The following is a 25734-nucleotide window of genomic DNA, read 5'->3' as shown; positions in this document are numbered from 1 at the left end:
GTTGGACCTACCTGACTCTCACGAGCCCGTCCCGCCTCCCCTCACCTGACCAACGCTGGGTCGCAGATGAGGTGTCGATCTGAAGATTTTGCATGGGCGCCGACGACAGTCGGGAATACTGGTGCGTTGACGATCTCCCCAAAGGTCTCAGGTCTCCCTGAGGCTAATTCTTGTGCGAAGGAGGTCAGTCAGCTGGGTGTGATGCGTCGATGAAGGAGTGCTGTCGGGTGGCGATCGCTACGGAGTATCGGCAGGGCGCAGAAGGCGGCACGGGGCGGACGGCGGCGCTTCCGCCGGTTCCTGAACCGGGGCAGGTGGTGAAGGTCCGGGGCTCCATCTGGGCGGTCTCGGACGTCCGCCGCCAGGGCCTGCCACGGAGCCCCGCCGACGAAGGAGCCCCTGGGCTCGCCCACGTCGTGTGTCTCCAGTCACTGGATGAGGATCGGCTCGGTCAGGAGCTGACCGTGGTCTGGGAGCTGGAGGTCGGCCACACGCTGCAGCCCGATCAGGGCCTTCCTGAGGTGGTGCGGCCGGACGCGTTCGATGACCCGAACACGCTGGCCGCGTTTGTGGACGCGGTGCGCTGGGGCGCGGTGACGTCGGCGGACGCGAACTCCTACCAGGCCCCCTTCCGCAGCGGTGCGAACGTCGAGGCGTACCAGCTCGAACCGCTGCGTCGCGCTCTGCAATCTTCCCGTACGAACCTGCTGCTGGCCGATGATGTGGGCCTTGGGAAGACCATCGAGGCCGGCCTGGTCGTCCAAGAGCTGCTTCTGCGCCACCGAGCACGGACCGTAGTCATCGTGTGCCCGCCGAGCCTGTCGCTGAAGTGGCAGGACGAGATGCGGGAGAAGTTCGGTCTGGACTTCGTGATCGTCAACAGCGACCTGATGGCGAAGGTCCGGCGGAGCCACGGGTTGAACGCCAACCCGTTCCGACTGTTCCCGCGCGTGATCGTCAGCATGTCGTGGCTGCCGTCACTGCGGGCCCAGCGTCTGCTGCGCGACGTCCTGGCCGATGTGCGCAAGACCTCCAGCGCCCGACGTTTCGCCTTCGACGTCCTGGTGGTCGACGAGGCTCACCACGTGGCCCCGGCAAGTCCGACGACGGCCCCCGGTCAGCGTGGGTACGCGGTGGACAGTCACCGTACGACGGCGACGAAGGCGCTGGCGGACGTCTGCGAGCACCGGCTGTTCCTCAGTGCGACCCCTCACAACGGCTACTCGGAGTCGTTCACGGCGCTCCTGGAGATGATCGACAGTCGCCGGTTCACTCGCGGTGCGAGCATCGATCAGCGCGCTCTGGGCGAGGTGCGGGTCCGCCGTCTGAAGAGCGACCTCCCGGACAAGGGATTCAAGTCCCGCAAGCTGCTGACGATCCCGTTCACGCCCTCCGAAGACGAGCAGGAGCAGTTCGACCGGCTGGCACGGATGCTGACAGAGGCCGCCCGAGCGAAAGGCAAGGGCAAGGGCGGCGACATCGTCGCGATGCTGCTCAAGAAGCGCTTCCTGTCCAGCCCGTGGTCGTTCGCCCGGACCATGGAGCTCTACGAAGCGGCTGCTGACGACAACCGACAGCTGGAACTGGACGAGGACGAGTACTACACCGAGGTCATCGGAAGCGGGCAGTCCGATGAGGAGGAAGGCGAGGCCGAGCACCCCGAGTTCACCGCGCTGCGGCACAGCAAGGGAACGGACCCACTGACCGACGCGATCACCAGCGAGGCAGCCTCGCTGGTCGCGTGGGGCTCAAGCTACGAGCACAAGCCGGACTCCCGGCTGGAGGCTCTGGTGTCCTTCCTCGACGCGCACTGCCGGACATCGGACGGCCGGCACTGGACGAACGAGCGCGTCGTGGTGTTCACCGAGTACGCCGCGACGCTCGACTGGATCGCCGGCGTGCTCCGGCAGCGCGGCTACAAGGACGCACTGGAGACGATCCAGGGATCCACCCCGATCGAGGAGCGCGAGCTGATCCGCGCCCGGTTCACCGAGAGCCCGGACAAGCATCCGGTGCGCGTGCTGCTCGCCACGGACTCCGCCGGCGAGGGCATCGACCTCCAAGCTCACTGCCACCGGCTGGTTAACTTCGACATCCCGTTCAACCCGTCCCGCCTGGAACAACGAATCGGCCGGATCGACCGCTACGGACAGACCAAGAACCCGGAGATCTACCACTTCAAACCCGTGGCCTCCTCCTCCACGTACGCGGCGGACATGGAGTTCATGGGGATCATCGCCAGGAAGGTCGGCACGGCGACCCAGGACCTGGGGAAGGTCAACCAGGTCATCGACGCCGAAGTCCAGGAGCACTTCAGCCCAACCGGGAGCCTGCGCAAGCTGCGTCCAGCGGCGCCCGACGACGGCGATGAGGCCATGAACGAGGCTCTGGCCGGCGGTATCGAGCTGAACCGGCAGCTCACCGAGCTGACCGCGACCTACGAACAGCGCAAGGAGGTCATGCACCTCACGCCGGGCAACGCACGCCGCGTCGTGGACACCGCACTGGCCCTGGACTCCCAGCCGCCATTGGTGGAGATCGGCGACGCGGACACTGACGCCCAGGTATTCGAGCTCCCGAACCTCGGCCGCACCTGGCAGCCGGCCCTGCGCGGCCTCGACACCCGTCTCCAGCCCGGGGTCCTGCGCTCCATCACCTTCGACGACAAGGCCGCGGCGAATCGCACGGACCTTGTGCACATCCACCTGGGCCACGCCCTCATGCAACGCGCCACACGCACCCTTCGCGGCGCGTTGTTCAGTGTGGACGCGCCCGTCAATCGGGTCACCGCCGTCGTCACACCGGGCCTGCCCGAATCATGCGTTGCCGCAGTCTCCCGACTCGTGCTTGTCGGCCGCGGCGGCCTGCGCCTGCACGAGGAGGTCTTCCTCACCGGAATCCGGCTGCGCGGCCAGGCACTTGCCGAGTCCAAGGTTGAGCAGGTCCTGGACGAGACCCTCGACTCACACGACCTCGTCCTGGCCGACGAGCAGGTCCGCGCTCACCTCGCGGCCCTGTGGAACGCGGATGATGCCCGGCTACGTACCCGGCTGCTCAACGCGATGAAGCGCAAGAGCGAGAGCCGGCAAGAAAAGGTCACCGAAGCACTCAAGAAGCGCCAGGAAACGGATATCACTCGCGCCCACGAGATCTTCGGAGCCTTCCGGGTCAACCTGAGCGATTCCCGCGACCGGCTCGACCGGGAAATTCGCGAGCAGAAGGAGCAGTTTCTGTTCACCGACGACCAACAGAAACAGCGCCGCCGCGACCTGCAGAACATGATCGACCGCCTTGAGAGCCTGGGCGATGAGGAAGCGCGCGAGATCGCCGCGATCCGGGAGCGCTACAGCGACATCCGGCCCTACGTATCGGCCGCCGCGGTCGTGTTCGCCCTCACCCCCGAAGACGCGAAGAACGGAACGGTTCAGGCATGAGCAGGAAGCACGCCCCGACCATCGCCGACCTCCACCGCGCCTGGCTCGCCCTTGTCGACACCGACGGCCCCTTCCTCGCCGTCCCCGCACTCGAACGAGCCTGGCCCCAGGGCATCCCTCAGCCCGACGCCCGCGCGCTCGCCTTCATCAAGGACGCCAAGCCCGCCTTCGAGAAGGCATGGGAGCACTGGGACACCCACCCAGAGGACGACGCCGCCCTCGACCTCTACCGAGAGGCCCGCGACACCTGGGTGGACGGTGTCCTGCGCCAGGGCCTGCGCTGGGGCACCGCCTACACCGTCCCCGCCCCGACCACCGCCGAGGTCCGCTCACCCGATCACGCCGTCACCGTCCGCGCCAACGGAGCCCTCCTCCACGGTGAGAACATCGGCGCGCTCGTCCTGCTCACCGACCCCGTCGACTCCCTGCGCGACCCGCTCACCGATGGCTGGTCCGCCAGCCCCATCGACCGCATGGAGGAACTCCTGCGGACGTCTGGTGCCACCATCGGCGTGGTCACCGACGGCCGCTGGTGGGCGATCGTCAGCGCCCGTCCGCAGACGATGGTCGCCTCCGGCATCGTGGACTCCCAGACCTGGATCGAGGAGCCCCAGGCCCGCAACGCCTTCATCGAACTCCTCCAGCGCAAGCGACTCGTCGGGGGCAGGGCCCAGGACCGGCTCACCGAGCTGTTCGCCGAGTCGGTCACCGCCGCCGAGAAGATCACCGAAGCGCTCGGCACCCAGGTCCGCCGTGCCGTCGAACTCATCGTCCAGGCTCTGTCCGAAGGCGGCCTCAAGGCGGTACGCCGACGAGAGCCCGACCCACTGCCGGCAGAGCGCGGGCAGGTCTACGAAGCCGCCGTCACCGTCATGATGCGCGTCGTCTTCCTCCTCTTCGCCGAAGAACGTGGCCTGCTCCCCGAGAACCAGTTGTTCGCCATGGGCTACGGCATCAGCGACGAACTCGGCAAGCTCGACGCCCGGCAGAAGGAGGAAGGCGACCAAGCCATCGACGCCACGTCGCTCACCTGGCACCGCCTCCTGGCCACCTCCCAGGCCCTCTACCGAGGCGCGACTTTCGAAGACCTCCGCCTGCCCGAGTACGGCGGCTCACTCTTCGATCCCGCTCGCTTCCCCTTCCTCACCGCCCGCAACGCTCAGGGCTCCCTCGCGATCACGGTCAGCGACCGTGTCATGCTCGAAGTCCTGCGTGCCATCCAGATCGCCCAGCTACCCGGCGGAGCTCGCCAGATCTCCTTCCGCGACATCGACGTCGAGCAGATCGGTTACATCTACGAGGGCCTCCTCGGCTATTCCTGCGTCGGTGCGGAGGAGACCGTCGTAAGTCTCATCGGCAGCCCCGGTTCCGAACCGGAAATCCCCCTCGCCACCCTCGAAAACCTCACCGAAACCAAGCGCACCGACGCAGCCCTGGTCGACGCGATCCTCGCCTGGATCAAGCAGAGCCAGCCGGCCGCCAAGCCTCCCACCAAGGCCGCCCTGACCAAGGCCCTCCAGACGAGAGACACACTCGACGACGCCGACAACGCTTTGCGGGACCTCACCGACGACGCCGACCTTCGCGACCGACTGCGCCCCTTCATCGGGATCATCCGCCGCGACCTGCGCAAGCGTCCCCTAGTGGTAGAACCCGGTGGCGTCCTTCTCGTGGAAACGCCCTCGCGGGCCTCGGCCGGCGCTCATTACACGCCCCGGTCGCTCGCCGAGGACGTCGTACTCCACGCCCTCGAACCCCTCGTCTACTCACCCGGCCCCCACCAGACCGCGGACCGGGACGCCTGGCAGCCCCTATCCTCCGACGACATCCTCGACCTCAAGATCGCCGACATCGCGTGTGGCTCCGGTGCGTTCCTCGTCGCCGCAGCACGCTTCCTCGCCGACCGTCTGGTGGAGGCATGGCAACGCGAAGGCGTGGCCTATGGGCGCACGCCGCACGAGCTCAGCGTCCACGCCATAAGGATGGTGGTGGCCACCTGCCTGTACGGCGCGGACATCAACGCCATGGCCGTAGAGATGTGCAAGCTGTCCCTGTGGTTGGTCTCTCTCGATCCCAAGTTGCCGTTCTCCTTCGTCGACGACAAGGTCCTCCATGGCAACGCACTCCTCGGCCTGACCAACGCCCGCCAGCTTCGCGAGCTCCAAATTGACCCGGACTCGGCCGGCGCTCAGACCAGCTTCCTCGACCTCGATATCGACGGCACCCTGAGCAAGGCCGCCCGCTTGCGTCGTCAGCTCGCCACCGAGGTTGACGACAACGACCCCCAACGCTCCGCAGCTACCAAGCGACGCCAGTGGCGCACCTATCAAGGAGTTGTCGCCCAACTTTCGGATGTGGCCGACGGGGTGATCGCCGCTGGACTGCAACTGGGCGGAAAGCCAGGCAAGAAGCTGCGCGAGGCGTACGAGAACCTGCGCATCGCAGTCGATCTCGCCCATCCCGGGGAGGGAGAGACGCCGAACCGGGCAATGCTCGACGGCATCCTGAAAGCAGGGCTCACCCCAACCGTTGAGACGGACTACGAGCGGTGGAAGCCGCTGCACTGGATCCTGGCAGTGCCGGATGTTATGGAGCATGGTGGCTTCGACGCGATCATCGGCAACCCGCCCTTCCTGGGTGGACAGAAGCTCACCGGCACGATGGGAACCAATGTCCGCGACTGGTTTGTCAACACCCTCGCGCACGGTCGCAAGGGCAGCGCAGACCTCGTAGCGTACTTCTTCCTGCGCGCCTACAAGCTGCTGTCCCCACGGGGCAGGTTGGGTTTGATCGCGACGAATACTGTCGCCCAGGGTGACACCCGGCAGGTCGGCCTTGATCAACTGGTTGCGCAAGGTTTCACGATCACTCGGGCCGTGCAGAGCCGATCTTGGCCAGCGGCGAGCGCCAATCTGGAGTACGCAGCTGTATGGGGGAGCCGTGGCGCGGTGGACGCCGCAGTTCCCCGGGCGGTCGTGGAAAGCGAGTGCGACATTGAAGTGAAGCGAATCTCCACACTGCTGGAGCCAGGTGGTCGGGCCGATGGCGATCCGGCACGGCTGGCGGAGAACGCCGGGGTTGCGTTTGTTGGCTGCTATGTGCTGGGCATGGGCTTTGTGCTGGAGGCTGCAGAGGCTGCCGAGTGGATTAAGGCCGACCCGCGTAACGCCGAAGTGCTCCGTCCCTATCTCAATGGGGAGGACTTGAACTCCCGCCCAGATGGCTCGGCGTCGCGTTGGGTCATCGACTTCAACGTCCTGTCTGAAAATGAGGCGAAGACGTATGCACTTCCGTATGCGCGGGTGTTGGAGCGTGTAAAGCCAGAGCGGGCTAACAACAAGGAAAGGCATCGTCGAGAAGAGTGGTGGCAATTCGCTAGGCCAGCGCCCGCGATGCGGGAGGCGATCGCACAACTGGACGAGGTACTCACCATTGCGCTCGTGAGCAAGTCGGTGATGCCAGTAAGATCACTGGGTGATCAAGTATTCAGTCACATGTTGGGGGTTTTCGCCTCAAATTCGTATGCAGACCAGGCGTTTCTCTCGTCGTCGCTGCATCAGATCTGGGCCATCAAGTACGGATCCACGTTGGAAACACGCTTTCGCTATACGCCTTCGGATGTGTTCGAAACATTCCCTCGCCCTAAGCGCACGAGTTACGTAACCGGCATGGGGCGTACGCTCGATACCGAACGTCGGGAGATCATGCTTCGTCGCGGTCTGGGTCTAACAAAGCTTTACAACCTGGTTAACGATCCAGACGTCGTCGATTCGGCCGACGCGGATGTGGCCCGTCTGCGCCAGATCCACGTCGAGCTCGATGAGGCCGTCATGGCCGCTTACGGTTGGGATGACTTCCCTCTCGACCACGGGTTTCACACCTACCGTCAGATGGAGCGTTGGACGGTGAGCCCTGCAGCTCGTGTGGAGATCCTGGACCGGTTGTTGGAGGAGAACCATCGCCGCGCCGCTGGCCAGGGTGATGTGACACTGCTGGCCGACGACAGTGATGGAGACGAGGAAGAGGGCGACGCGTGACCACCGGATCGGCACACCAGCCTAAGCACTCCGTCGCCGGACCAGATCAGGCGTACCGCCTCGCCCTCGATCCGGACGAACGCTCCTGGACGGTGCGTGAAAACCTCGTTGACATCCTGGAGCGTGAACTCCTGGGCCCGGCAGGCGGCCCTGAGGAGATCCTCGAAGGCGTCCCGGACTCCGCGTATCTGATCGGCCGCATTGCTCCAGTCCGGCTAACCGCCGGCCAGGATGACCCCACCCAGGCAGATTCTGCGGAGGCCGCGACCGACGTCGGTGACGCCGTGGACGCGGCCGAGAGCCGGGGCGTGCCCCTGACCGCGGTGGACGAGAGCAGTGCCGGCTCGGAAGAGGACGACGTCGAGGACCAACCGCAAAAGCGCGGGCTGATGATCCCGGCCTCGATGGGGTTGCGGTGCCAGATCCCCGACGGCCTGGACGCGTTCACCGTGGTGACCGAGTTCGGCACGTACGAGCCGGTGAAGGAGAAACAGGGCGAGGGCGGGGGGCCGACCTCGCGCCTTCGCCGGTACCAGCGCACGCCGCACAGGTTCGAGACCACGGTCAAGGTCAGCGAACTGATGCCGTCCCATACGACGACGTTCGTGCTGAAGGACAAGATCGTGCTGCGGGTGGACCGCCACGACGACGCCGAGCGTGGCTGCCGCCTGATCGAGATCGCGCTGTGCAACGACCAGGAGACGCCCCGCAAGATTCCCGTGGAGGCGTGGCTCTACCAGACCCGGCTCTGCGTCGAGACCGCTGAGGGCACGGCCGTTTTCCTGCCGGTCAACGATGTTCTGGAGGACACTCGCTACGAGCCGGACGACGAGGTGCGTCGTCTGCAGCTGCAGTACCGCAACCGGCTGGAGTTCGCCGTCGGGCGGACCTGCTCGGTGGACTGGGAGGCGGACAAGGACGCGCGCCGCGCCAGCAGGGTGTGGACGACGTGGCTGCCGACCAGCGAGACACCACAGATCGCCGCCGAGGAGATCGAGGCGGCGATGCTGGACATGCGTCAGCTGGAGGAGGCCACCCCGGAGCAGCTGCGCGCGGGGCTGGAGCCGATCGTGTCCGCTTATGCGGCCTGGCTCGACGCCGAGGAACAGCGGGCCGAGGCGCTGCCGGAGCATCTTCGCCCCGAGGGCCGGGAAGCGGTCGGCGACGCACGCAAGGTACTGAGGCAGCTCGATGAGGGACTGCAGTTCCTGCTGGATGATGCCGAGGCGCTGCGGTGCTTCAGGTTCATGAACCGAGTGATGGCCGACCAGCGTGTCCAGTCCCAGGTGGCGCAGCGGCGTGCGAACCAGAACGAGGACCACCGCGAAAGCATCGAGCAGGCGCGCGAAGCCATCCTGGAGGAAGGGCAGCAGGGGGAGCGGGGCAACCGCGCGCACTCGTGGCGTACCTTCCAGCTCGCCTTCGTCTTGATGCAGTTGCCGTTGCTGTCGGATCCTGCAGCCGAGAAGCGGTCCGGTGATCTTGCTAAAGCCCAGCTGCTGTTCTTCCCGACCGGCGGCGGCAAGACGGAGGCGTACCTGGGGCTGGCCGCCTACACCTTCGCTATCCGGCGCCGTCAGGGCGTCATCGACGCGTTCGACGGTCCGCTGGACGGCCGGTCGGGCGTGGCGGTGCTGATGCGCTACACCTTGCGGCTGCTGACCGCCCAGCAGTTCCAGCGGGCCACGGCTCTGGTGTGTGCTGCGGAGCGGGCCCGGTTGAAGGACCCGGCGACGTGGGGCCAGGAGCCGTTCCGCATCGGGCTGTGGGTCGGTACCGATGTGAGCCCGAAGTGGTACGACGAGGCTGAAAGCCAGCTGGAGAAGGCCAACCAGGGCCGCGGCTACCGGCTGACCGTGCTACAGATCCAGCGCTGCCCCTGGTGCGGTACCCGCATCGAGGCGCGGGACGTGCGGGCAGACAAGGCGCATCGCCGCGTGTACGTCTACTGCGGCGACGAGATGGCCGAGTGCCCCTTCGCCGATGGCGGCGAGGTCGATGAAGGACTTCCGGTCCTGACCGTCGATGAAGAGATCTACCGGCTCGCCCCCGCCTTCGTGATCGCCACGGTGGATAAGTTCGCCCGGCTCGCACGCGAGGGCGAGGCGGCATCGCTGTTCGGGCACGTCTCGCGGCGCTGCGAACGGCACGGCTTTGTCCACCCCGACTACTCGCACTGCGCGATCAAGGACGGCAGCAAGCACCCGAAGAAGGACGGCCTGGAGGCCGCCGCGGTGCACCCGGCGACGCGGCTGCGACCGCCGGACCTGATCATCCAGGACGAGCTGCACCTGATCACCGGTTCTCTCGGCACCACGGTCGGACTTTTCGAGGTCGGCGTTGACGTGATGACGAGCTGGCGCACTCATGACGGACAGCCCGTGCGCCCCTTGGTGGTGGCCTCTACGGCCACCGCCCGCAATGCAGCCGACCACGTGCGGGCTCTGTACGGGCGGTACGTGACCATCTTCCCGCCGCAGGTGCTGGACGCTGGCAACACCTTCTTCTCCAAGGAGATCGAGATCTCCGAGAAGGCTCCGGGACGCCGGTACGTCGGGATCAGCACCACGGGGGTGCGTCTCACCACGGCGGAGATCCGCGTGGCCGAGGTGCTCATGGCCGGCGGGCAGTTGCTTCTTGACCGTTCGGGCAAGGCGGCCGATCCGTATATGACGCTGGTCGGCTACTTCAGCGCGACGCGTGAGCTGGCCGGTATGGCTCGGTACATGGGGGATGACATTCAGACGGCGTTGGCCAAGCGTCGTCCTTGGTCCAGGCTGCCGAGCCGGACTGGCACCAACTTCGGGGCACTTCATGTGGCCGAGCTGACCTCGCGTGTGGCCAGCGCGGACATCACCTCCACCCTGGATCAGATGTCGGTCGCATTCGACCCCGGTTTCGACTCCACTGCAGGCAAGCGGAACCTTCGCACCTTGCGAGAGGCGAAGACGCGCGTGCCCGAGCGGGAAGTGAACCCGTACGACGTGGTGCTGGCTACGTCCATGCTCCAAGTCGGTGTAGACGTGACCCGGCTCGGGCTGATGCTCGTGGTCGGTCAGCCGAAGAACACCGCCGAATACATCCAGGCGTCCTCTCGCGTCGGCCGTGACGCCGACCGCCCTGGCCTGGTCGTATCGTTGGGCAACTGGGCACGACCGCGCGACCTGGCCCACTTCGAGCAGTTCCGGCATTACCACGAGACGTTCTACGCGCAGGTCGAGGCGTTGTCGGTGACGCCGTTCTCGGTCACTTCGCTGGAGCGTGGTCTGGACGGCGTCCTGGTCAGCGCGGCTCGGGTCCGGCAAGCCGTACGCGCCCAGGGCCTGTCCCCGGAAGACGGCGCCGACCGCATCGAGACCGAACGGCACTTCGCTACCGAGCTCATCGAGGCGCTCGTGCGCCGCATCGAGCTGACCGGCAACGAGGACGCAGCCGAGCGGGCCCGGCACCGGCTGGAGAACCGACTCGACCAGTGGGGCAAGCGCCGCAAGCACCTGGTGGAACTGCGCAAGTCACTGGTCTACGAAAAGGTCACCGACGACAGCCGGCACGACGCCCTGATGATGAGCGCCGAGGACGCCAAGTCCGGTATCGACACTCGGGACGCGCCACCGTTCATCGTGGCCAACTCGATGCGTGAGGTGCAGCCGGAAATCAACCTCCTGGTCAGCCCGATCAAGGAACGACTGGTGTACATCGAACCCATGACCGCGCCCCAGTGGGTGATGCCGGAGGAGAACTCGTGAGCGACCAGGAGCGCTTCGTCTACGACGCAGCCAGGGCCGTCGATCCGCTCGGTGACCTGGAAGAGGAGGCCGAGAAGCAGGCGAAGCACAACCGCGCTAAGGTCGGCTCGGCCCGCCCCTCCTCCCTGCTCTACACCTACGGCCCCGGCTCGATCATGGACCTGCCGCAGTTCACGATCATGTCCACTGGCCTGGACGACTGGGAGCGCATCTGGCGCCGCCGCGGTACGCCTCCGTCCATCCACGCACCGCGGCTGAAGCAGGTGGTGCGGTTCATGCTCGGTTCCAACGACGTCGAACTGCGCCCTCACCCGTGGCAGCCGAAGAAACACAGCCGCTCCATGGAAGGCAACGACCTGGGGGTGCCGGCCCGCGTGTTCCCGCAGTGGCTGCGATGCACCGGCTGCGACCTGCTCGGCAAGCTCTCTCAGTTCGACTACAAGAACACCCACCCCTACCGCACCGATCTGGCCATCTTTGAGCACACCAAGTGTCCCGGGCGGGCCGGGAATCGCAGCCGCAAGGCGATGCGCCGCCCGGCGGTGCCCGCCCGCTACCTGCTGGCGTGCGTCGACGGGCACCTGGACGAATTCCCCTACGACCTCTGGGTGCACCACGGCCAGCCGTGCTCCAACGCCGAACTCCCCGTACTGAAGATGGTCGACCGCACCGCCGGCAAGGGTGCATCGGCGGTGATCCGCTGCGAATCGTGCCAGGTACAGCGACCGATGAACGAGGCGCAGGGCGAGGCCGGCAAGGCCAAGCTTCCGGACTGCCGGGGCCGCCATCCGCACCTGGACGCCTTCGACCACCGCGGCTGTGGCCAAAAGACCCGTCTGATGCTGGTCGGTGCCTCCAACCTGTGGTTCCCCGCCACCCAGTCGATCATCGTCATGCCCGACTCCCCGCAGGAGAAGGCACACGACCTCGCCGACCGGATCCGCACCACACTGGGCGACAAGCTCGACAAATACCGCGCCCACCTCGACATCCTCCGGGACCTGCTGGAGACCTCGCAGGTGGACGTCTCCGATCTGACCGATTCTCAACTGGCAGCGGCTGTTGAAACTGCTTGTGCTCCACAGGACACCCCGGAGGAACAGGCAGAAAAACGGCAGAACTGGGATCCGGTCGACCTGCTCGTCCCCGAATGGCAGCATCTGCTGCTGCCCATGCTCGGCATGCGCAACGAAGATCCCAAGAGCGGACTCACCCTGGCCACCCGCGAGCGCGGCCCGCTGCTCCGACCGGAGATCACCCGTGTCCTGGCCGTCGAAAAGCTTCGCAAGGTCAACGCCCTGGTCGGCTTCACCAGGATCGACGACATGGACCGTGTCGGCGACCTCTCGCGCCGTCTGGCGCCGCTGACCCGGACGGCCCGGCCGACATGGACCGTGGCGACCGAAGACCGCGGCGAGGGTATCTTCCTCCAGCTCGACGAAACCTCCGTCGCCGGCTGGGAGAAGCGCATCCTGGACACCGACGTGTGGCAGGCCCACCGAGAAGCGCACCAGCGGAACTTCGAGCGGCGCTTCTCCGAGACAGCCGGCCAAGTCGACTCCGACAGCCGCCTCAAGCCCCCGCGCTACTGGCTCCTGCACACCTTTGCCCACGTCCTGATCCGTGAACTCGCCCTCACCTGCGGCTACTCGGCCGCCAGCCTGAGCGAACGCCTCTATGCCTGGCCCGAAGCCGAGAACCGGGAGCCTGCAGCCGGACTCCTGATCTGCACCACTGCCTCGGACAGCGACGGGACCCTCGGCGGCCTCGTCCAGCTCAGCGAGCCCACCCGGTTCCAAAGCGTCGTCACGAGCGCTCTGCGCAAGGCACGACGTTGTTCCTCCGACCCGGTCTGCTCCATGCGCACCCCGCAGACCCCAGAGGACTTCCTCCACGGCGCCGCCTGCCACTGCTGCGTCATGGCTTCGGAAACCTCCTGCGAGCGTGCCAACCGGTTCCTCGACCGCCGCTTCCTGCTCGACCTGCCCGGCAGCAGCTTGGGCTATTTCTCATCCGATGAGTGACGCCCCGGCCGGCCTGCGCCTGGGCCAACTCCTCACCCGCAGCGAGGCCAAGGGTGTCGCCGACCGGCTTGCCGACGGCGACACCCTCACCTCCGCGCTCAAGGCCGTCGCCTTCGGCCACCGAGCAGAGGCCAGGAACCTACTGGAGAACGTAGCCGCAGGACCCGGGGCAGCAGCCCACCACATTGCCCTCCTGCGCGCGATCGAGGGCGCACGGACGCTGCCCGCCACGGTCACTCCGCTGTGGACCATGCCCGGCCATCTGGCCCAGAGCGGACCGCTCACGACATCCGTGCCCTACCTCGTCGACAACGCGCGTCACACGGTGACCTGCTCAACCTTCAATTTCCAGCGCACCTCCGGCCTGTGGACGGCCCTGCACAAGGCCGCACAGCGCCCCGAAGTCGCCGTACGCGTCTACCTGGACGCCAGAGCCGCAGACGACAGCGTGGTGTTCCGGGCACCCACTACCAACGAGGTCGCCGCGCATCTGAGACCCGCTGCGGTATGGCGGACCAAGACCTTCGACGGCACCTACGTCCGAAATCACGCCAAGTTCCTCGCCATCGACCACCATCTTCTCCTCGTGACCAGCGCCAACTTCTCGTGGAGCGCGGAGAACAACAACGTCGAGTTCGGTGTCCTTATCGACAACCCGACCCTCACCGAGACCGTCGAACGCGAGATGAGCGAAGCCGAAGGCACCCTGTATGAGCAGGTCAAGGTCAGATAGCACTAGACCGTCGCACCCTTGAGGCGAGCCGTGGCCAGCGTCCACGCGGACCTGGGACATCGCGCACGGCGCGCCTTGTGAACTGCACAGACGGCGGACTACTGTCCACGGGTGTCCAGCATCTCCGATCGCGTGAGAAGCCTGATCGACCAGTCGGGCCTTAGCCTTCGCGACTTCGCCGACCAGGCCGACCTCGACGCCGAGCAACTCACCGAGTGCCTCAGCGGTACGAGCCCCTTCTCATCCGTCGACCTCGCTGTCATTGCCGATGAATTCCACGTCTCGATGGATTGGCTGCTCACCGGGGCTGAGCAGCCATTGGCCGTGGCGGCGAGAACGACCACCGGAAAGGCAGCCGAAGCACTGGCAGTCGCCCGGGATTACGTTGCCCGGCGCGCCGACCTGGACAAGCTGGGCTATCCCCAGCCCTGGCGGCCCGTCTCCCCGACAGCGCGTTCCGGCAATGGCTACGCAGCCCAGGGAGAGGCGCTGGCGAGATCAGCTCTGAAGGCGGTGCAGCACCACGGACGGTCCGTACCCCAGGACGGCCTGCCAGAAATGATCGAGGCGGTCTTCGGCGCTGATGTGGCTGTCGAGCCGCTGGGAGACGGCTTTGACGGCCTCGCCGCGATGGGCCAGGGTGCCAAGCTCATCGTCCTGAGCACGACGTCAAACCCGGCGCGTCAGCGCTTCACCCTCGCCCACGAGCTCGGACATCTCCTCGCCGACGACGACCAGGACATCCACCTCGATCGCGACATTTTCGACCAGGCCCAGAAAAAGGATCCGAGCGAGCAGCGAGCCAACGCGTTCGCCTCCGCCTTCCTGCTGCCCGAGCAAAGCCTGCGCGATGCGGTCAGCGCAGCGAAGCTGACGCGGGAAACCTTCAGCGCGCTGTGCTGCGACTTCAGGGTCAGCCCCGAGACCATGGCCTACAGACTGCTCAAATTGCGCGTGATCGACGCTGGCGCTTGCGACTACTACAAGAGCATGACCGTCCGCGAGGCCGCAGCCGTCGCCGGCCGCGCAGACGAACTCGACCAGCGAATCGCGGCCTCAGAGAAGAAGAGGCTCCCTGGACTCCTGGCACGCGACACGCGCGCCGCCTATGAGGCCGGCAGGGCAACCCTGCGTCCGTACGCATCGCTGCTCGGCGTTGACGTCGACAAGCTCAGGGAGCAGCTCGCGGCCGAACAGGACAACGGCGGTGCCGCATGAGCGACATCCTGTTCCCGGACAACACCGTCCTGTGCAACTTCGCCGCCATCGAACGCCTCGACCTGCTTCGTGCCGTCCTGGACGGCCGCGGCAAGTGGACCGCGGCGGTGGCACGGGAGGCCCGCAAATCGGCCGAGAAGCTGCCTGCCCTTCACGAACTGAGGCAGCAAGGCTGGCTCGGCGAAGCCATCCGAGTAACCGCTTCGAACGACCGCGAGAGCGTCGGGCATCTCCGCACAGCCGTGTTCGGCGGCCAAGCCGACCGGAACCTTCAGCACCTCGGAGAGGCTGAGACTTGCCACATCATCCAGCACTGGCCCCAGTTCGCTGGCGCGTGGTGGATATCAGACGATAGGTCTGCCCTTGAGTATGCGATCAGGCAGGGCATCATGACGGCGGAGACGCTCGGCATCATGCAGCTGGCCGTGAAAGCGGGATTAGTCACGGCGGAGGACGGCTACGCCCTGATGCAGAAAATGCACCAGCTGGAACGCTATCCGCGGCTTCCTGGCTCTATTGCCGACCTCGCAGTCCTCCCATGGTCCCTTGTAGAGCTCCTGCCTGGACAGAGCGACGACGAAGCCACCGCACACGCCACGTAGCAACTCGTGACGTGGCGGTCATGCCGTCGGGCCTGAAGGCGCCCACGATCTCCCGACGAGCTCAAGGGCACCAGGTGGCGTCGCCGGACAACTGGTTACGGTTGGTGGCCTCCTGCGCAACACGGCGGCCTGACAGCAGGACCTCGTGGGTCCTCTGTCGCAGTCTGGGCGGCAGCCATGCCGTAAGCGTGTGAGCGCGCTCAGCGGAAACCATCTGACCCGGGGTGGAGGCGTGACTCAGGAGGAGGTCGTACAACGCGGAGGCGGGTTCGACCGGGGGCAGCCCGCACTGAGTGGCCGTTACTGAGGCGCGGGCGGGAATGGACAACCCCTCGGCGTCGAGGTCGCCGTAGTAGACGATCCGTTGGATTCCATGGATCTCTTTGACCGTTTCGACGGAGGCTTCGAAGGCTCTTCCGGAGCCGAAAGCCACGCCTCTGGTGCGCCCGGGATTCGAGGTGAGCAGGTCTCGGAGTGTGGCGTAGGTGTCGCTGTTCTCGGCGACCAGGAGAGTGTCTCCGTCACCGAGCAATCGGTAGGCGAGGGGCGGTGGTTCGCGAAAGGTGCCGAGCTGTTCCAGGGTAAGGCGGCCGGGGGCGAACAGCGCACCGGAGAGGAGACCATCGAGACGCTTTTCGTCCCGGAAGATCTCGTAGGAGCGTTCGCGCAGGGGGATCGGTACGCGAACTTCGGGGCGATTGCTGGTGTCGCGGAACCATCGGTTGATGAGGGCCAGGTCCTCGTGATGGGCGGAGGTGAGGTATGCGGTGTGGGCCCAGTCGAGTTCTGGGCGGTAGGAGCGCCGTGTGCTGACAGCAGGAGGCTTGCGCGGGGTGACTGCGGGCAACCGGATCTGTTCGGGCAGGGCGGGACGGCCTGCGTCCCATTTGTGTCTCTGGCCGTGGGGGAGTCGCAGGGTGCCGGCGTCGGAGAGTTCTTCGAGCAGGGTGGCCAGTGCGGTGCGGGAGTCCTCACCGCGGGCGGTGCCGGGTAGGGCCGCGGTGAAGGCTTCCATCACGGTGGCGCGCGGCACGGTGGCCCTCTCGGCGCGAGCGTGCAGTGCGGCACTGAGGCGGACGGCGCCTGGTGAGAGGCGAGGAAGCTGCTCGGGGGTGGGCGCGATCATCGGTTCGTATCCCCCTTGGTGTACAGGCGTGCGGAGCTGAGGTAGCCGTTCGCTTCGGGCTAGTGGGTTTCCGGGGCGGTCCGAGGCGTGGGGATGAGGGCGTTGCGGACGTGGTCGTCGAGGCGGATGCGGGAGAGGCCGGTGCGGGCTTCGGCGTCGTTGCGCAGCTGGATGGTGGCGGGGAATCGGGCTGTTACGGCTTCGTCGCTCAGGCCGGTGGTGTAGATGAGCTGGATGCCGAGGGCTGCCGCCATCTGCGTCTGGATGTCGACGAGGTAGGGGGCATTGGCGCGGCCGATGGGGTTGTCGAGGAGGAGCAGTCCGCCGTGGCGGGTGCGGCTGCGGGGGCCGGGGGAGGTGCGCAATGCGGCGAGAGCGCAGTAGAGCAGGATGGCGCCGGTCAGTTCCTGGCCACCGGAGAAGATCTTGCCCATCTTTTCGACTGGCACGCGTTCGATCCGCGTCCACCGGAAGGGACTGCCGATGGTGCTCCTGTCCAACGCACCCCGCCACCTCAGCGACGTGCTCGACACCCACGACTGGCAGCAGCTGATGACCCAGGCCCTGTACTCGGCCCGGCTGGAGGCGTGCAAGCCCGACCCGTCCGCCTACCACCATGCCCTTGCGGCCACCGGCGCCCGCAACCCGGAGCGCGTGTTGTTCGTAGACGACCGCGCCGACAACTGCCAGGCCGCTCGCAGCCTGGGGCTGACCGCGCTGCACTACACCGGTCGGCCCGCCGTCCTTGAAGCGGCACTGCTCCCCACGGCGTGAACCGCCCCACCTCACTGTCCAGGATCCTGTGCTACCTCACGACGACACCATCGACGGGGACGTCTACGTCTCCCCGCGCTACCTTGCCCGCGCCACTGCGATCGGCGATCCCGGCCTCGACCCGCTGCGCAACCTCGGTTGGGAACTCCGCCACGACGATCTCGGCAACGCCTACCTGACCGCGCCCGACAGCAAGGTCCGCCTCGGCTACCTCCCCGAGGGCGAGGACGACGGCCTGTGGCGCATCAACGCCTACAAAGACCCCTTCGGCCCGCCCGTCTGGGGCGTGTGCTTCAACGACTCCTGTCCGACGGAGTTCGTCACCGCCTTCACCACCGCGCTCGCCGAGGCATATCAGCAGGGGCCGGACAGCTACCTGGCCAGACCCCTCTCGGGGGACAAAGACCATGACCCCTTCCTCGCGGTCGCACCACTCATCAACCGGGGCTGGCTCATCGACCGGCCCCGCTGGGGCGTCTTCGCCGTCCAGTCACCCGACAAGCTGGCCGGGCTCGAATACACCACCGGCGACCTCGACCCGGAAACCGAGCTGACCACCCGTGGGGCACGCTGGCAGCTGTGGGCCGGCACCTCCATCGACCGGCCCTACTGGTACGCCACTGCCAGCACGGACACCCCCGTGGCTCTGCTCAAGGCCGTCACCGAGTGCGTCTCCGACCCGGCGCCGCTGCCTCGCTGGCGCGAGGACACCTACAGCTACGTCAAGAGCAAGGGCCAGGTCACCTCCATCGTCCCGCCGAGCCCGCCGGCTCCGACCCCGCTCGATGTCCAGCGTGCCGTCACCCGCCGCCCGACCGCCCGGCCCGCTGCCAGCGTCCCGCGCTGGAGCACCACCAGCCGACCCGTGCTGGCCGGGCCACACCGCTGACACCACCGGGAGACCCACATGGCCATGCACGCCCCCGAGTTCTTCGCCCAACTCGTCTTGCCCTTCGCCGACAGTGCCGTTGTCGGCGACACCTACTACGCCACCCCCGTACCCGGGGGACCGCTGCGGCTGCGGATCGACTTCAGCCCCACCCAATGGGCCAACGAGTACGCCGGCCTCCGCCTCGCTACCCTCCACCAGGACTGCGGGCAACTGGACGTCACCGTTCTGCGGTTCGCCGATCACGGGACGTTCGATCACCGCGACTCCACGCGCGGCCTTCAGCCGCACAACTCGGGCTACGGCACGTTCAAGGAGTTCAAGGACCGACCCGACTGGGTGCCGTGGGAAGGGGCCCACACAAACGGCCTGCGCGATGCGATCGAGCAGTACAGCGCTGTGTGGTTCCCCGGTACGTGGCCGGCACCCGCCCTCAGCCGAGCCGCGGGCCGGACGGTGCGGCCGGTCCCGTCGCCGGCGGCTCAACGCAGCGCCGCGAGGGCCCGCTGACCACGAAATTCCCACAGACAGGATCCCTTTCTGTTGCCCGACCCCTTCGAAGACCCCGACCGTGATCAGACGGTGCGCGTTCTGCCCCGCCACCTGGCGGGTCCCGGCTCGGTCGACTTCCGAGCCATCTGGCCCTTCCCCTTCGACGACGACTGGTCCCTGCATCAGCCTTCAAAGGAGGAAGGGGCGGTCGCGTGCAGCCCGTGCCTTCGGCTCCGTACCGGCTACGTCCCCGACCCCAACAGGCGGGGCCACATGCAGTGGATCACCGCCGCACACCGCGACCCCTTCGGCCCGGCCACCTGGCAGATCACCTCTGACGCCACCACGCCGGTCGAGCTGCTCGGCGACGTGCACAGCGAACTACTCGACCTGTACCTCGAAGACCGACACAGCGACAAAGATCATCTGTTCCAGTCCCAGACGTCAGCGCAGGAGGCGTACGTCCCGCTGCTCGCCCACGGCTGGAGGCACACGATCAAGACCGACGGCACCCAGACCTTCCTCGCCCCAGACGCCCTGAGCGGGATGCAGCACCAGTACGACAGGACCCCCAGCTCCGACCTCGCGCCGTCCTGGCGGATCTGGGGCGGCCGGCCGGCCAACCCCGACTGGCGCGTGCAGTTCTCACCATCAACCCGCGTCGCGCTGGTCGCAGCGTTCACCGCCTCCCTGCTCTCCACCGAACCGCTAGAGCGCACCGTGAAGGACATCCCCTTCTTCACGCGCCACCACGTCTCCATAGCGACCACAACGGCCAAGCAGAACAAGCCCTTTCCCCCGGTCGCTACGCCGCCTCCAAGACCGGCTATGAGCCGAACCCGCTAACGCCAGTACCCGCCACCAAGGAGCCCCTTCTTCGTGCACCCCCGTACCGTCCGCGGCACCGTCCGCTCCACGGCCATCGCCGCCGCAGTGGTCGGCACCCTTACCTGGGCACCGGCAGCGACCGCACAGCCCTCCCAGCCGACGCCCTCCAGCACCACCCTCACCGAGACCCCGGCACCCGATGCCGGAAGTGTCGCGCTCACCACGAAGGACCCGGCCGGGGACGTTGTCCAAGGCGCCTCATATCTGCTTCTCGACGCCACGGGCCAGGAGGCCGGGCACGGCACAACCGACGCACAGGGAACGCTGACCTTCCCCGGCCTCGCCCCGGGCGTCTACCGGCTGAAGGAGACCGCCGCCGGCAGCCCCCTCTATGACGTCGTCGCCGACCAGGACGTGATCGTCACACCCGGCGGCACAACCCGCCTGGCCATCGTCGCCCCGTTCAAGCCCGGCCACGTCCTGCTCCAGGCCAAGGACGACAAGACCGGCAAGCTCCTGCCCGGCGCCACCGTGAACATCGGCAGCGGCGACACGATCCTGCTCACCCTCACCACCGGGCCCAAGGGAACGGCCACCGGTGACCTGCCGGTGAGCAGCCGGAAGGCCGAGTTCTGGATCAAAGAGACCAAGGCTCCCGCCGGATACGACCTCTACACGCGCACCAAGACCTTCACCGCAGGCCCAGGCGACCCGGTCACCGTAACCGTCACCAACTCGAAGCGCTCGTCCTCGCCGAATCCCACACCGACCAAGAAGCCCACCCGCACTCCCTCCACATCGGGGGACAAGCCGACCAGCGGAACCTCAGACGGATCCGGGCCCAGCCAGGCCACCTCTGGCACACCCGACACCGCCTCTTCGGCCGCCCCGGTGCAGGACGCGACCGATGATGCATCGCCCACGGCCCCGATCGGCTCCCTGGCCCACACCGGCGCCGACGCCAGCCCGTGGCTCCTGGGCGGCGCGGGACTCCTTCTCGCCGGCGGCACCGCCGCCGTCATTGCCGCTCGGCGGCGAGCCAGGACTGACAGTGAGGACACCCCTGCCGACAGCTAACCCCAGCTGAGCGCAGTGCCCATCTGCCCCCGGACCCCTCGCGGACCGGGGGCTCTCGGCTGGTCAGCCCATCTGCGGGCGGTGGCTTTCACCAGGCGTCTCGGAACACTGGAAGCCGGCACGTTACGGGGTGCTCGGCGTATTGGTTCCTTCGAGGAGGAACTCACGGGCGCCGCGCAAGCAGGTGACCAGCTCGCGTTGGGTCGCGCGGCAGTCGAGGCGGACGTCGAGCGCACCGGGAATCCCGGATTCGCTGCGCCGTCCCGCCCGCAGCCTGGAGATGTCCAGCCCATCGCGGCGAGCGATAAGGACACCGAGGTCGTAACGGCTGACAGCATCGGCCCCCGCAAGATGGCGCACACCGGAAGCGTCGGAGAACCCCAGCTCCAGCAGAGCGGCGGCCAGATCGGACACATGCACCGGGCAGCGGACGTCGTCCGTGAACAGCACCCCGTCCCACCTGCCCGATGCCAGTTCATGCACTGCCCGTACATGGACTGAGCGTCGGTCGCCAATAATCAGGGAAGTACGGGCGACGACGGCGTCCGGGTACACCAGGCGGACGCCGGTCTCAGCCGCTGCCTTCGCCGCGCCGTATGGGGTGACAGGATCAGGCAGCTGGGACTCGTCGTAGTGGGCGCTGGCGCCGGAGAACACCGCGTCGCTCGACACATGGACTAGCCGACAGCCATGCTGTTCGGCGACCAGCGCGAGCCGCACAGGCCCCTCTGCCGTCACCGCCCAGTCGACTCCGCCGCTGGTCGCGTTGATGATGACGCACGGCGCCAGGTCAGCGACGACGCTCTCCATGTCCTGTGGATCCCGCAGATCAAGGGCGTGCCAGATGGCGTTCGGAGCCGAACCCGGCCGGGTCGCGAACGTCGCGCCCGTGACATGACCAGCAGCTCTCGCCTGACGGACCAGCTCGCTGCCGAGGAACCCGCTGCCACCAACGATTAAGACCGACATAACCGACACCATAGAGAATCACGGATGTCTCCAACCGGTCTTCCATAAACAGGCAGACGGAGCCAGTGTTATGACGACGCCAACACAGTTGGCAAATCAGCACGCTTGTTGGCAAACGCCACTGATGCCGATCTGCGGTTACTCTGCGGAGCGATCAGGCGTGGTCAACAACTGCGGGGCAGTCGTCCGAATCGGCGGCGTACAGCGTCGGTGTCTGTCCACGGTGCGATGAGCGCGGCGGCCACGGAGACGACGGCCAAGAGGAAGAACAGCGGTCCGTAGCCGCCGAGGGCAACGGCCAGGGCGGCGCCCGCGAATGGCGCGAGGGCTGCCGCAGTGGTGGCTGGCGCCGCGAGGAGTCCGGAGAGGCCTCCATAGTGCGTGGCGCCCCAGCGGTCGGTGATGGCGGTGGCCTGGAGGAGAGTGAGGTTGCCGCGGACCATGCCGGCCACGACCGACACGGCGATGAGCAGGGCGTACGGGCCGCGGACGGCGGCGAAGGCGGCGGTGGTGAAGCCTCCGAGCGCGATCAGGATCGTGGTGCGGGCTCTGGCGGTGGTGCGGCGGGCGAGGGCTGCGTACAGGGTGCGGCCGAGGGTTTGTCCGGCGCCGCCGATGCCGAGGGCCCAGGCGGCCTGACTGGTGGTATACCCGCGTTCCAGGAGGAGCGGGACGAGGGCGACGACGACGGCGTACATCGCGAAGCCGGACAGGGTGAAGGCGGCAGCGAGCAGGAGGAACGGTCGGCTGCTCCCAACCCCTGCAGCGCCTGCGGTCGCGTGTGCGCGGCTGATTGGGGCGTCGGGCCAGGGCGCGCGCAGGGCCAGGGCGTGGGCGGGGATGGTGACAGCGGCGAGGATGCCGGCGAGCACGAGGTAAGTGTGGCGCCAGGACAGATGGTTGGCGAGGGCCGCGGTCAGGGGTGCGAAGACGGTGGAGGCGAGGCCGCCGGCGAGGGTGACGACCGTCAGGGCCCGCACGTGGTCGGGGGCCCACCAGCGGGTGAGAGCGGCGAACGCGGGCTGGTAGAAGGTGGATGCCATCGCGAGCCCGGCCAGCGCCCAACCGGCGATGAAGACCGAAACGTTCGGGGCCGCAGCCACGATCAGCAGGCTGACCACGCCGAGAACAGAACCGATGGTCATGACGGTGCGCGGGCCGCGACGGTCGAGGATGCGCCCGACGCGGATCCCGGCGAGGGCGGAGACGACGAGACCGAGGGAGAACGCCGCTGTGGTCGCCCCGGCCGGCCAGCTGGTTGCGTGGGTGATCTGGGGGTTGAGAACGGGGAAGGCGTAGTAGACGATGCCCCAGCTCACGATCTGTGTGGCGCAGAGGGCGGGCAGGGCGGCGCGGGGCCGCGACCGGTCCCCCGATCCGGTCGCGGTCCCGCGCGCGGGGGTGCCGAGGTCGGTCACGAGCCGCAGCAGCCGCCCGCCGGGGCCTGCTCGGCAGCCGCCCCGACCGAGGTGGGGGCGCCGAGTTGGACGAGCTGCGGCGCGGGCGCGCAGCAGCCGCCACCGTCGGCCTGAGCCGCGTCGGGGGCATCGAACAGGCCGGCGCCGCCGCACACCCCGGTCTCGGGCAGGGTGAGTTCCACGCGGTCGGCCGCGTCGAGGTCGCCGGCGATCGCTGCGGCGACGGAGCGGACCTGCTCGTAGCCGGTCATCGCCAGGAAGGTCGGGGCGCGGCCGTAGGACTTCATCCCGACCAGGTACACGCCCTGCTCCGGGTGGGAGAGCTCCCGGTGGCCGTGCGGGTAGACGGTGCCGCAGGAGTGCTGGTTGGGGTCGATCAGCGGAGCCAGCGCGACGGGCGCTTGGAGACGCTCGTCGAGACCCAGACGCAGCTCGTCCAGGAAGGACAGGTCGGGGCGGAAGCCGGTCAGCACGATCACCTCGTCGACCGCGTCCAGGCGGCGCCCGTCCTCGCCGACCAGGACCAAGCGGCCGTCGGTGTCTCGGTGGATCGCCTCGGTGCGGAAGCCGGTGACTGCGTCCGCGTGTCCCTCGTCGACGGCGGCCTTGGCCGCCCTCACCGGTGACATCAAGCTGCTCACCGACTCCGCCGGTACTGTGCACCGTGCGAAGACCGTGATCGTCGCGACCGGTTCCGGCTACCGCAAGCTCGGCCTGCCGAAGGAGGAGGAGCTGTCCGGCCGGGGCGTGTCCTGGTGCGCCACCTGCGACGGCTTCTTCTTCCGCGACCGCGACATCGCCGTGGTCGGTGGCGGCGACACCGCCATGGAGGAGGCCACCTTCCTGACCCGCTTCGCGAAGTCGGTCACCGTCGTGCACCGCCGCTCCGCCCTGCGTGCGTCGAAGGTCATGCAGGACCGGGCCTTCTCCGACGACAAGATCTCCTTCGCCTTCGACAGCGAGATCGCCGAGATCAAGGAGACGAGCGGCATGCTGGGCGGCGTCGTCCTGCGCGACGTCTTCACCGGCGCCACACGTGAGTTGGACGTGACGGGGCTGTTCATCGCGATCGGCCACGACCCGCGCACCGAGCTGTTCACCGGTCAGCTCGAGCTGGACGACGAGGGTTACATCCAGGTGGCCTCCCCCTCGACGCGTACGAGCCTGCCCGGGGTGTTCGCGGCCGGCGACGTCGTCGACCACACCTACCGCCAGGCCATCACCGCCGCCGGCACCGGCGCGGCCGCGGCCCTGGACGCCGAGCGCTACCTCGCCGCTCGCGGCACGGCCGAGACCGACCCGGAGACCGCTGCCGTCCCGTCGGCCGCTGCCGTCCCGGCCTGAGCGCACTCGCAGGCGAGCCGCCCGGACGCTCCGGGCGGCCCCGTCGTCGGCCCGCACGCCTGGGTCAAGGCGGTATCGATCCGGTGAGGGCCAGAGCGGCCAACTCAAGCACTCAGTGGCCAACTGGACCACTCAGTCACACAACGGACAGGTGCCTGCTGGCACGACATGCGCAAAAAATCGAACACATGATTGAATCTGGCCGTGAGTCCCATCCCTAGCGACCTCGCTCGTGCACAAGAGGCGTGGCGCGCTGTCTACCGCCAGCTCGCCGCGCGACCGCAGACCGCTCAGCGGTGTCAGCTCATCCACCTGTCGGCGCAGGTGCTGTTCCACCCCTACTGGCAGGGCCGGAGGACCGGAGCCTGGGCAGCGCTGCACGGTGCTCGCCATGTCCGAGCTGCCTCCTGACCCGCCCCGCCTTCGGGCGATCCTCGCGTACCTTGACCGGCAGATCGCGGAGAACGACACGGTCGGCAGGTATCTGCGCCTTCAGCACGACGCCGTACGGAAGGCGCTAAATCGCGCCGAGCGGCCGGCGTCGCCGCCGCGGCGCCCGAGCCGCCCTGTGAAGGGCGGCGGCTCACTGCCCGCCTTCCCTCCGGCGCAGGTGAGGGCCGGCTACGTAGTGCAGCGGAAGCGCACCCCGAACGGTCTGGAGCCTGCCCTCGTTCACCTCGCAGACTGCTCCATGATCGAGGGCACACCGCACCCGATCAGGACAGACGAGGCACGAGCGGCGCTCACCGATCCCGCCATCGAGCCCTGCGTATTTTGCAGACCGGACACCGAGCTGGGTATGGATCTTGCGTGACCGTCGCTGTGCGCGCGCCCCCGTGTGGCCGGACATATTCGCACCTATGGACGGGGTGCTTCAGCGCATCGACCCGGAAACAGACCGGTCCGTTGCGGCACGCCTGCTGGGCTGTGCGCCCGACGAGGTCGGGTACTGCCCACGCTGCCAGGGGCTGACTCACCGATACGGTCGTAATGCCCGGATCATCTGTCCAGCCTGCCGCGCCG

The 25734-nt window shown here is 67.6% G+C and carries 16 protein-coding genes and 3 pseudogenes; 14 read left to right on the top strand and 5 right to left on the bottom strand.

The window, feature by feature from the left end; genetic code table 11:
- The first annotated feature begins 227 nt into the window (after positions 1-227).
- From drmD to ACZ3KJ_RS22485, 7 genes are all read left to right on the top strand, one after another.
- Complete coding sequence (gene drmD, locus ACZ3KJ_RS22515; protein ID WP_467529394.1) at positions 228-3434, top strand: DISARM system SNF2-like helicase DrmD; 3207 nt, start codon at positions 228-230, stop codon at positions 3432-3434.
- A complete protein-coding gene (locus tag ACZ3KJ_RS22510; protein ID WP_467529392.1) occupies positions 3431-7471 on the top strand; it encodes an Eco57I restriction-modification methylase domain-containing protein in 4041 nt (1346 codons plus the stop codon). Before drmD ends, ACZ3KJ_RS22510 begins: the two co-directional genes overlap by 4 nt.
- Positions 7468-11217: a DISARM system helicase DrmA gene (gene drmA, locus ACZ3KJ_RS22505; RefSeq protein WP_467529390.1), complete on the top strand. Its 3750-nt coding sequence runs from the start codon at positions 7468-7470 to the stop codon at positions 11215-11217. Before ACZ3KJ_RS22510 ends, drmA begins: the two co-directional genes overlap by 4 nt.
- Positions 11214-13241, top strand: a complete 2028-nt coding sequence (drmB, locus tag ACZ3KJ_RS22500; RefSeq protein WP_467529388.1) for a DrmB family protein — start codon at positions 11214-11216, stop codon at positions 13239-13241. The genes drmA and drmB overlap by 4 nt, the downstream gene beginning before the upstream one ends.
- Positions 13234-13974: a DISARM system phospholipase D-like protein DrmC gene (gene drmC, locus ACZ3KJ_RS22495; protein ID WP_031082086.1), complete on the top strand. Its 741-nt coding sequence runs from the start codon at positions 13234-13236 to the stop codon at positions 13972-13974. Before drmB ends, drmC begins: the two co-directional genes overlap by 8 nt.
- Positions 13975-14085: 111 nt before the next feature.
- Complete coding sequence (locus ACZ3KJ_RS22490; protein WP_467529386.1) at positions 14086-15192, top strand: ImmA/IrrE family metallo-endopeptidase; 1107 nt, start codon at positions 14086-14088, stop codon at positions 15190-15192.
- Positions 15189-15794, top strand: coding sequence for a PIN domain-containing protein (locus ACZ3KJ_RS22485; protein WP_285430703.1), 606 nt, complete (start codon positions 15189-15191; stop codon positions 15792-15794). The genes ACZ3KJ_RS22490 and ACZ3KJ_RS22485 overlap by 4 nt, the downstream gene beginning before the upstream one ends.
- A gap of 61 nt (positions 15795-15855) precedes the next feature.
- Here the strand turns inward: ACZ3KJ_RS22485 and ACZ3KJ_RS22480 are convergent, their stop codons facing one another.
- The gene (locus ACZ3KJ_RS22480) at positions 15856-16920 is read right to left on the bottom strand and encodes a Wadjet anti-phage system protein JetD domain-containing protein (protein ID WP_467529383.1); all 1065 of its coding nucleotides are present in this window, start codon (positions 16918-16920) and stop codon (positions 15856-15858) included.
- 59 nt (positions 16921-16979) lie between these two features.
- Positions 16980-17369 (bottom strand): hypothetical protein, encoded by a 390-nt coding sequence (locus ACZ3KJ_RS22475; RefSeq protein WP_467529481.1) that lies wholly within the window; start codon positions 17367-17369, stop codon positions 16980-16982.
- 10 nt (positions 17370-17379) lie between these two features.
- On the opposite strand from ACZ3KJ_RS22475, the pseudogene ACZ3KJ_RS22470 reads away from it, so the two are divergent.
- From ACZ3KJ_RS22470 to ACZ3KJ_RS22450, 5 genes and pseudogenes are all read left to right on the top strand, one after another.
- Positions 17380-17694, top strand: a pseudogene (locus ACZ3KJ_RS22470) (HAD-IA family hydrolase); the annotation flags it as partial.
- A 28-nt stretch (positions 17695-17722) separates the two neighbouring features.
- A complete protein-coding gene (locus tag ACZ3KJ_RS22465; RefSeq protein WP_351348531.1) occupies positions 17723-18583 on the top strand; it encodes an SPDY domain-containing protein in 861 nt (286 codons plus the stop codon).
- 18 nt (positions 18584-18601) lie between these two features.
- A complete protein-coding gene (locus ACZ3KJ_RS22460; RefSeq protein ID WP_467529381.1) occupies positions 18602-19093 on the top strand; it encodes a hypothetical protein in 492 nt (163 codons plus the stop codon).
- A gap of 72 nt (positions 19094-19165) precedes the next feature.
- On the top strand, positions 19166-19921 hold the full coding sequence (locus tag ACZ3KJ_RS22455) for an SPDY domain-containing protein (protein WP_467529475.1): 756 nt from the start codon (positions 19166-19168) through the stop codon (positions 19919-19921).
- Between the two features lie 33 nt (positions 19922-19954).
- Entirely contained in the window at positions 19955-20980 is a 1026-nt protein-coding gene (locus ACZ3KJ_RS22450) for an MSCRAMM family protein (protein WP_467529379.1), read from the top strand.
- A 123-nt stretch (positions 20981-21103) separates the two neighbouring features.
- On the opposite strand, the gene ACZ3KJ_RS22445 is transcribed toward ACZ3KJ_RS22450, so the two are convergent.
- From ACZ3KJ_RS22445 to ACZ3KJ_RS22435, 3 genes and pseudogenes are all read right to left on the bottom strand, one after another.
- A complete protein-coding gene (locus tag ACZ3KJ_RS22445) occupies positions 21104-21949 on the bottom strand; it encodes an SDR family oxidoreductase (protein WP_467529378.1) in 846 nt (281 codons plus the stop codon).
- 164 nt (positions 21950-22113) lie between these two features.
- Positions 22114-23367: an MFS transporter gene (locus ACZ3KJ_RS22440; RefSeq protein ID WP_467529376.1), complete on the bottom strand. Its 1254-nt coding sequence runs from the start codon at positions 23365-23367 to the stop codon at positions 22114-22116.
- Positions 23364-23981: pseudogene (locus ACZ3KJ_RS22435) on the bottom strand (flavoprotein); the annotation flags it as partial. The gene ACZ3KJ_RS22440 and the pseudogene ACZ3KJ_RS22435, both read right to left, overlap by 4 nt.
- 1 nt (position 23982) lies before the next feature.
- Here ACZ3KJ_RS22435 and ACZ3KJ_RS22430 point away from each other — a divergent pair.
- A pseudogene (locus tag ACZ3KJ_RS22430) lies at positions 23983-24711 on the top strand (NAD(P)/FAD-dependent oxidoreductase); the annotation flags it as partial.
- Between the two features lie 391 nt (positions 24712-25102).
- Entirely contained in the window at positions 25103-25525 is a 423-nt protein-coding gene (locus ACZ3KJ_RS22425) for a DUF6233 domain-containing protein (RefSeq protein ID WP_450676799.1), read from the top strand.
- Positions 25526-25734: the final 209 nt, after the last annotated feature.

It is taken from the genome of Streptomyces sp. NPDC003248, assembly GCF_055563235.1.
This window is presented reverse-complemented; position numbering and strand designations above follow the sequence as displayed.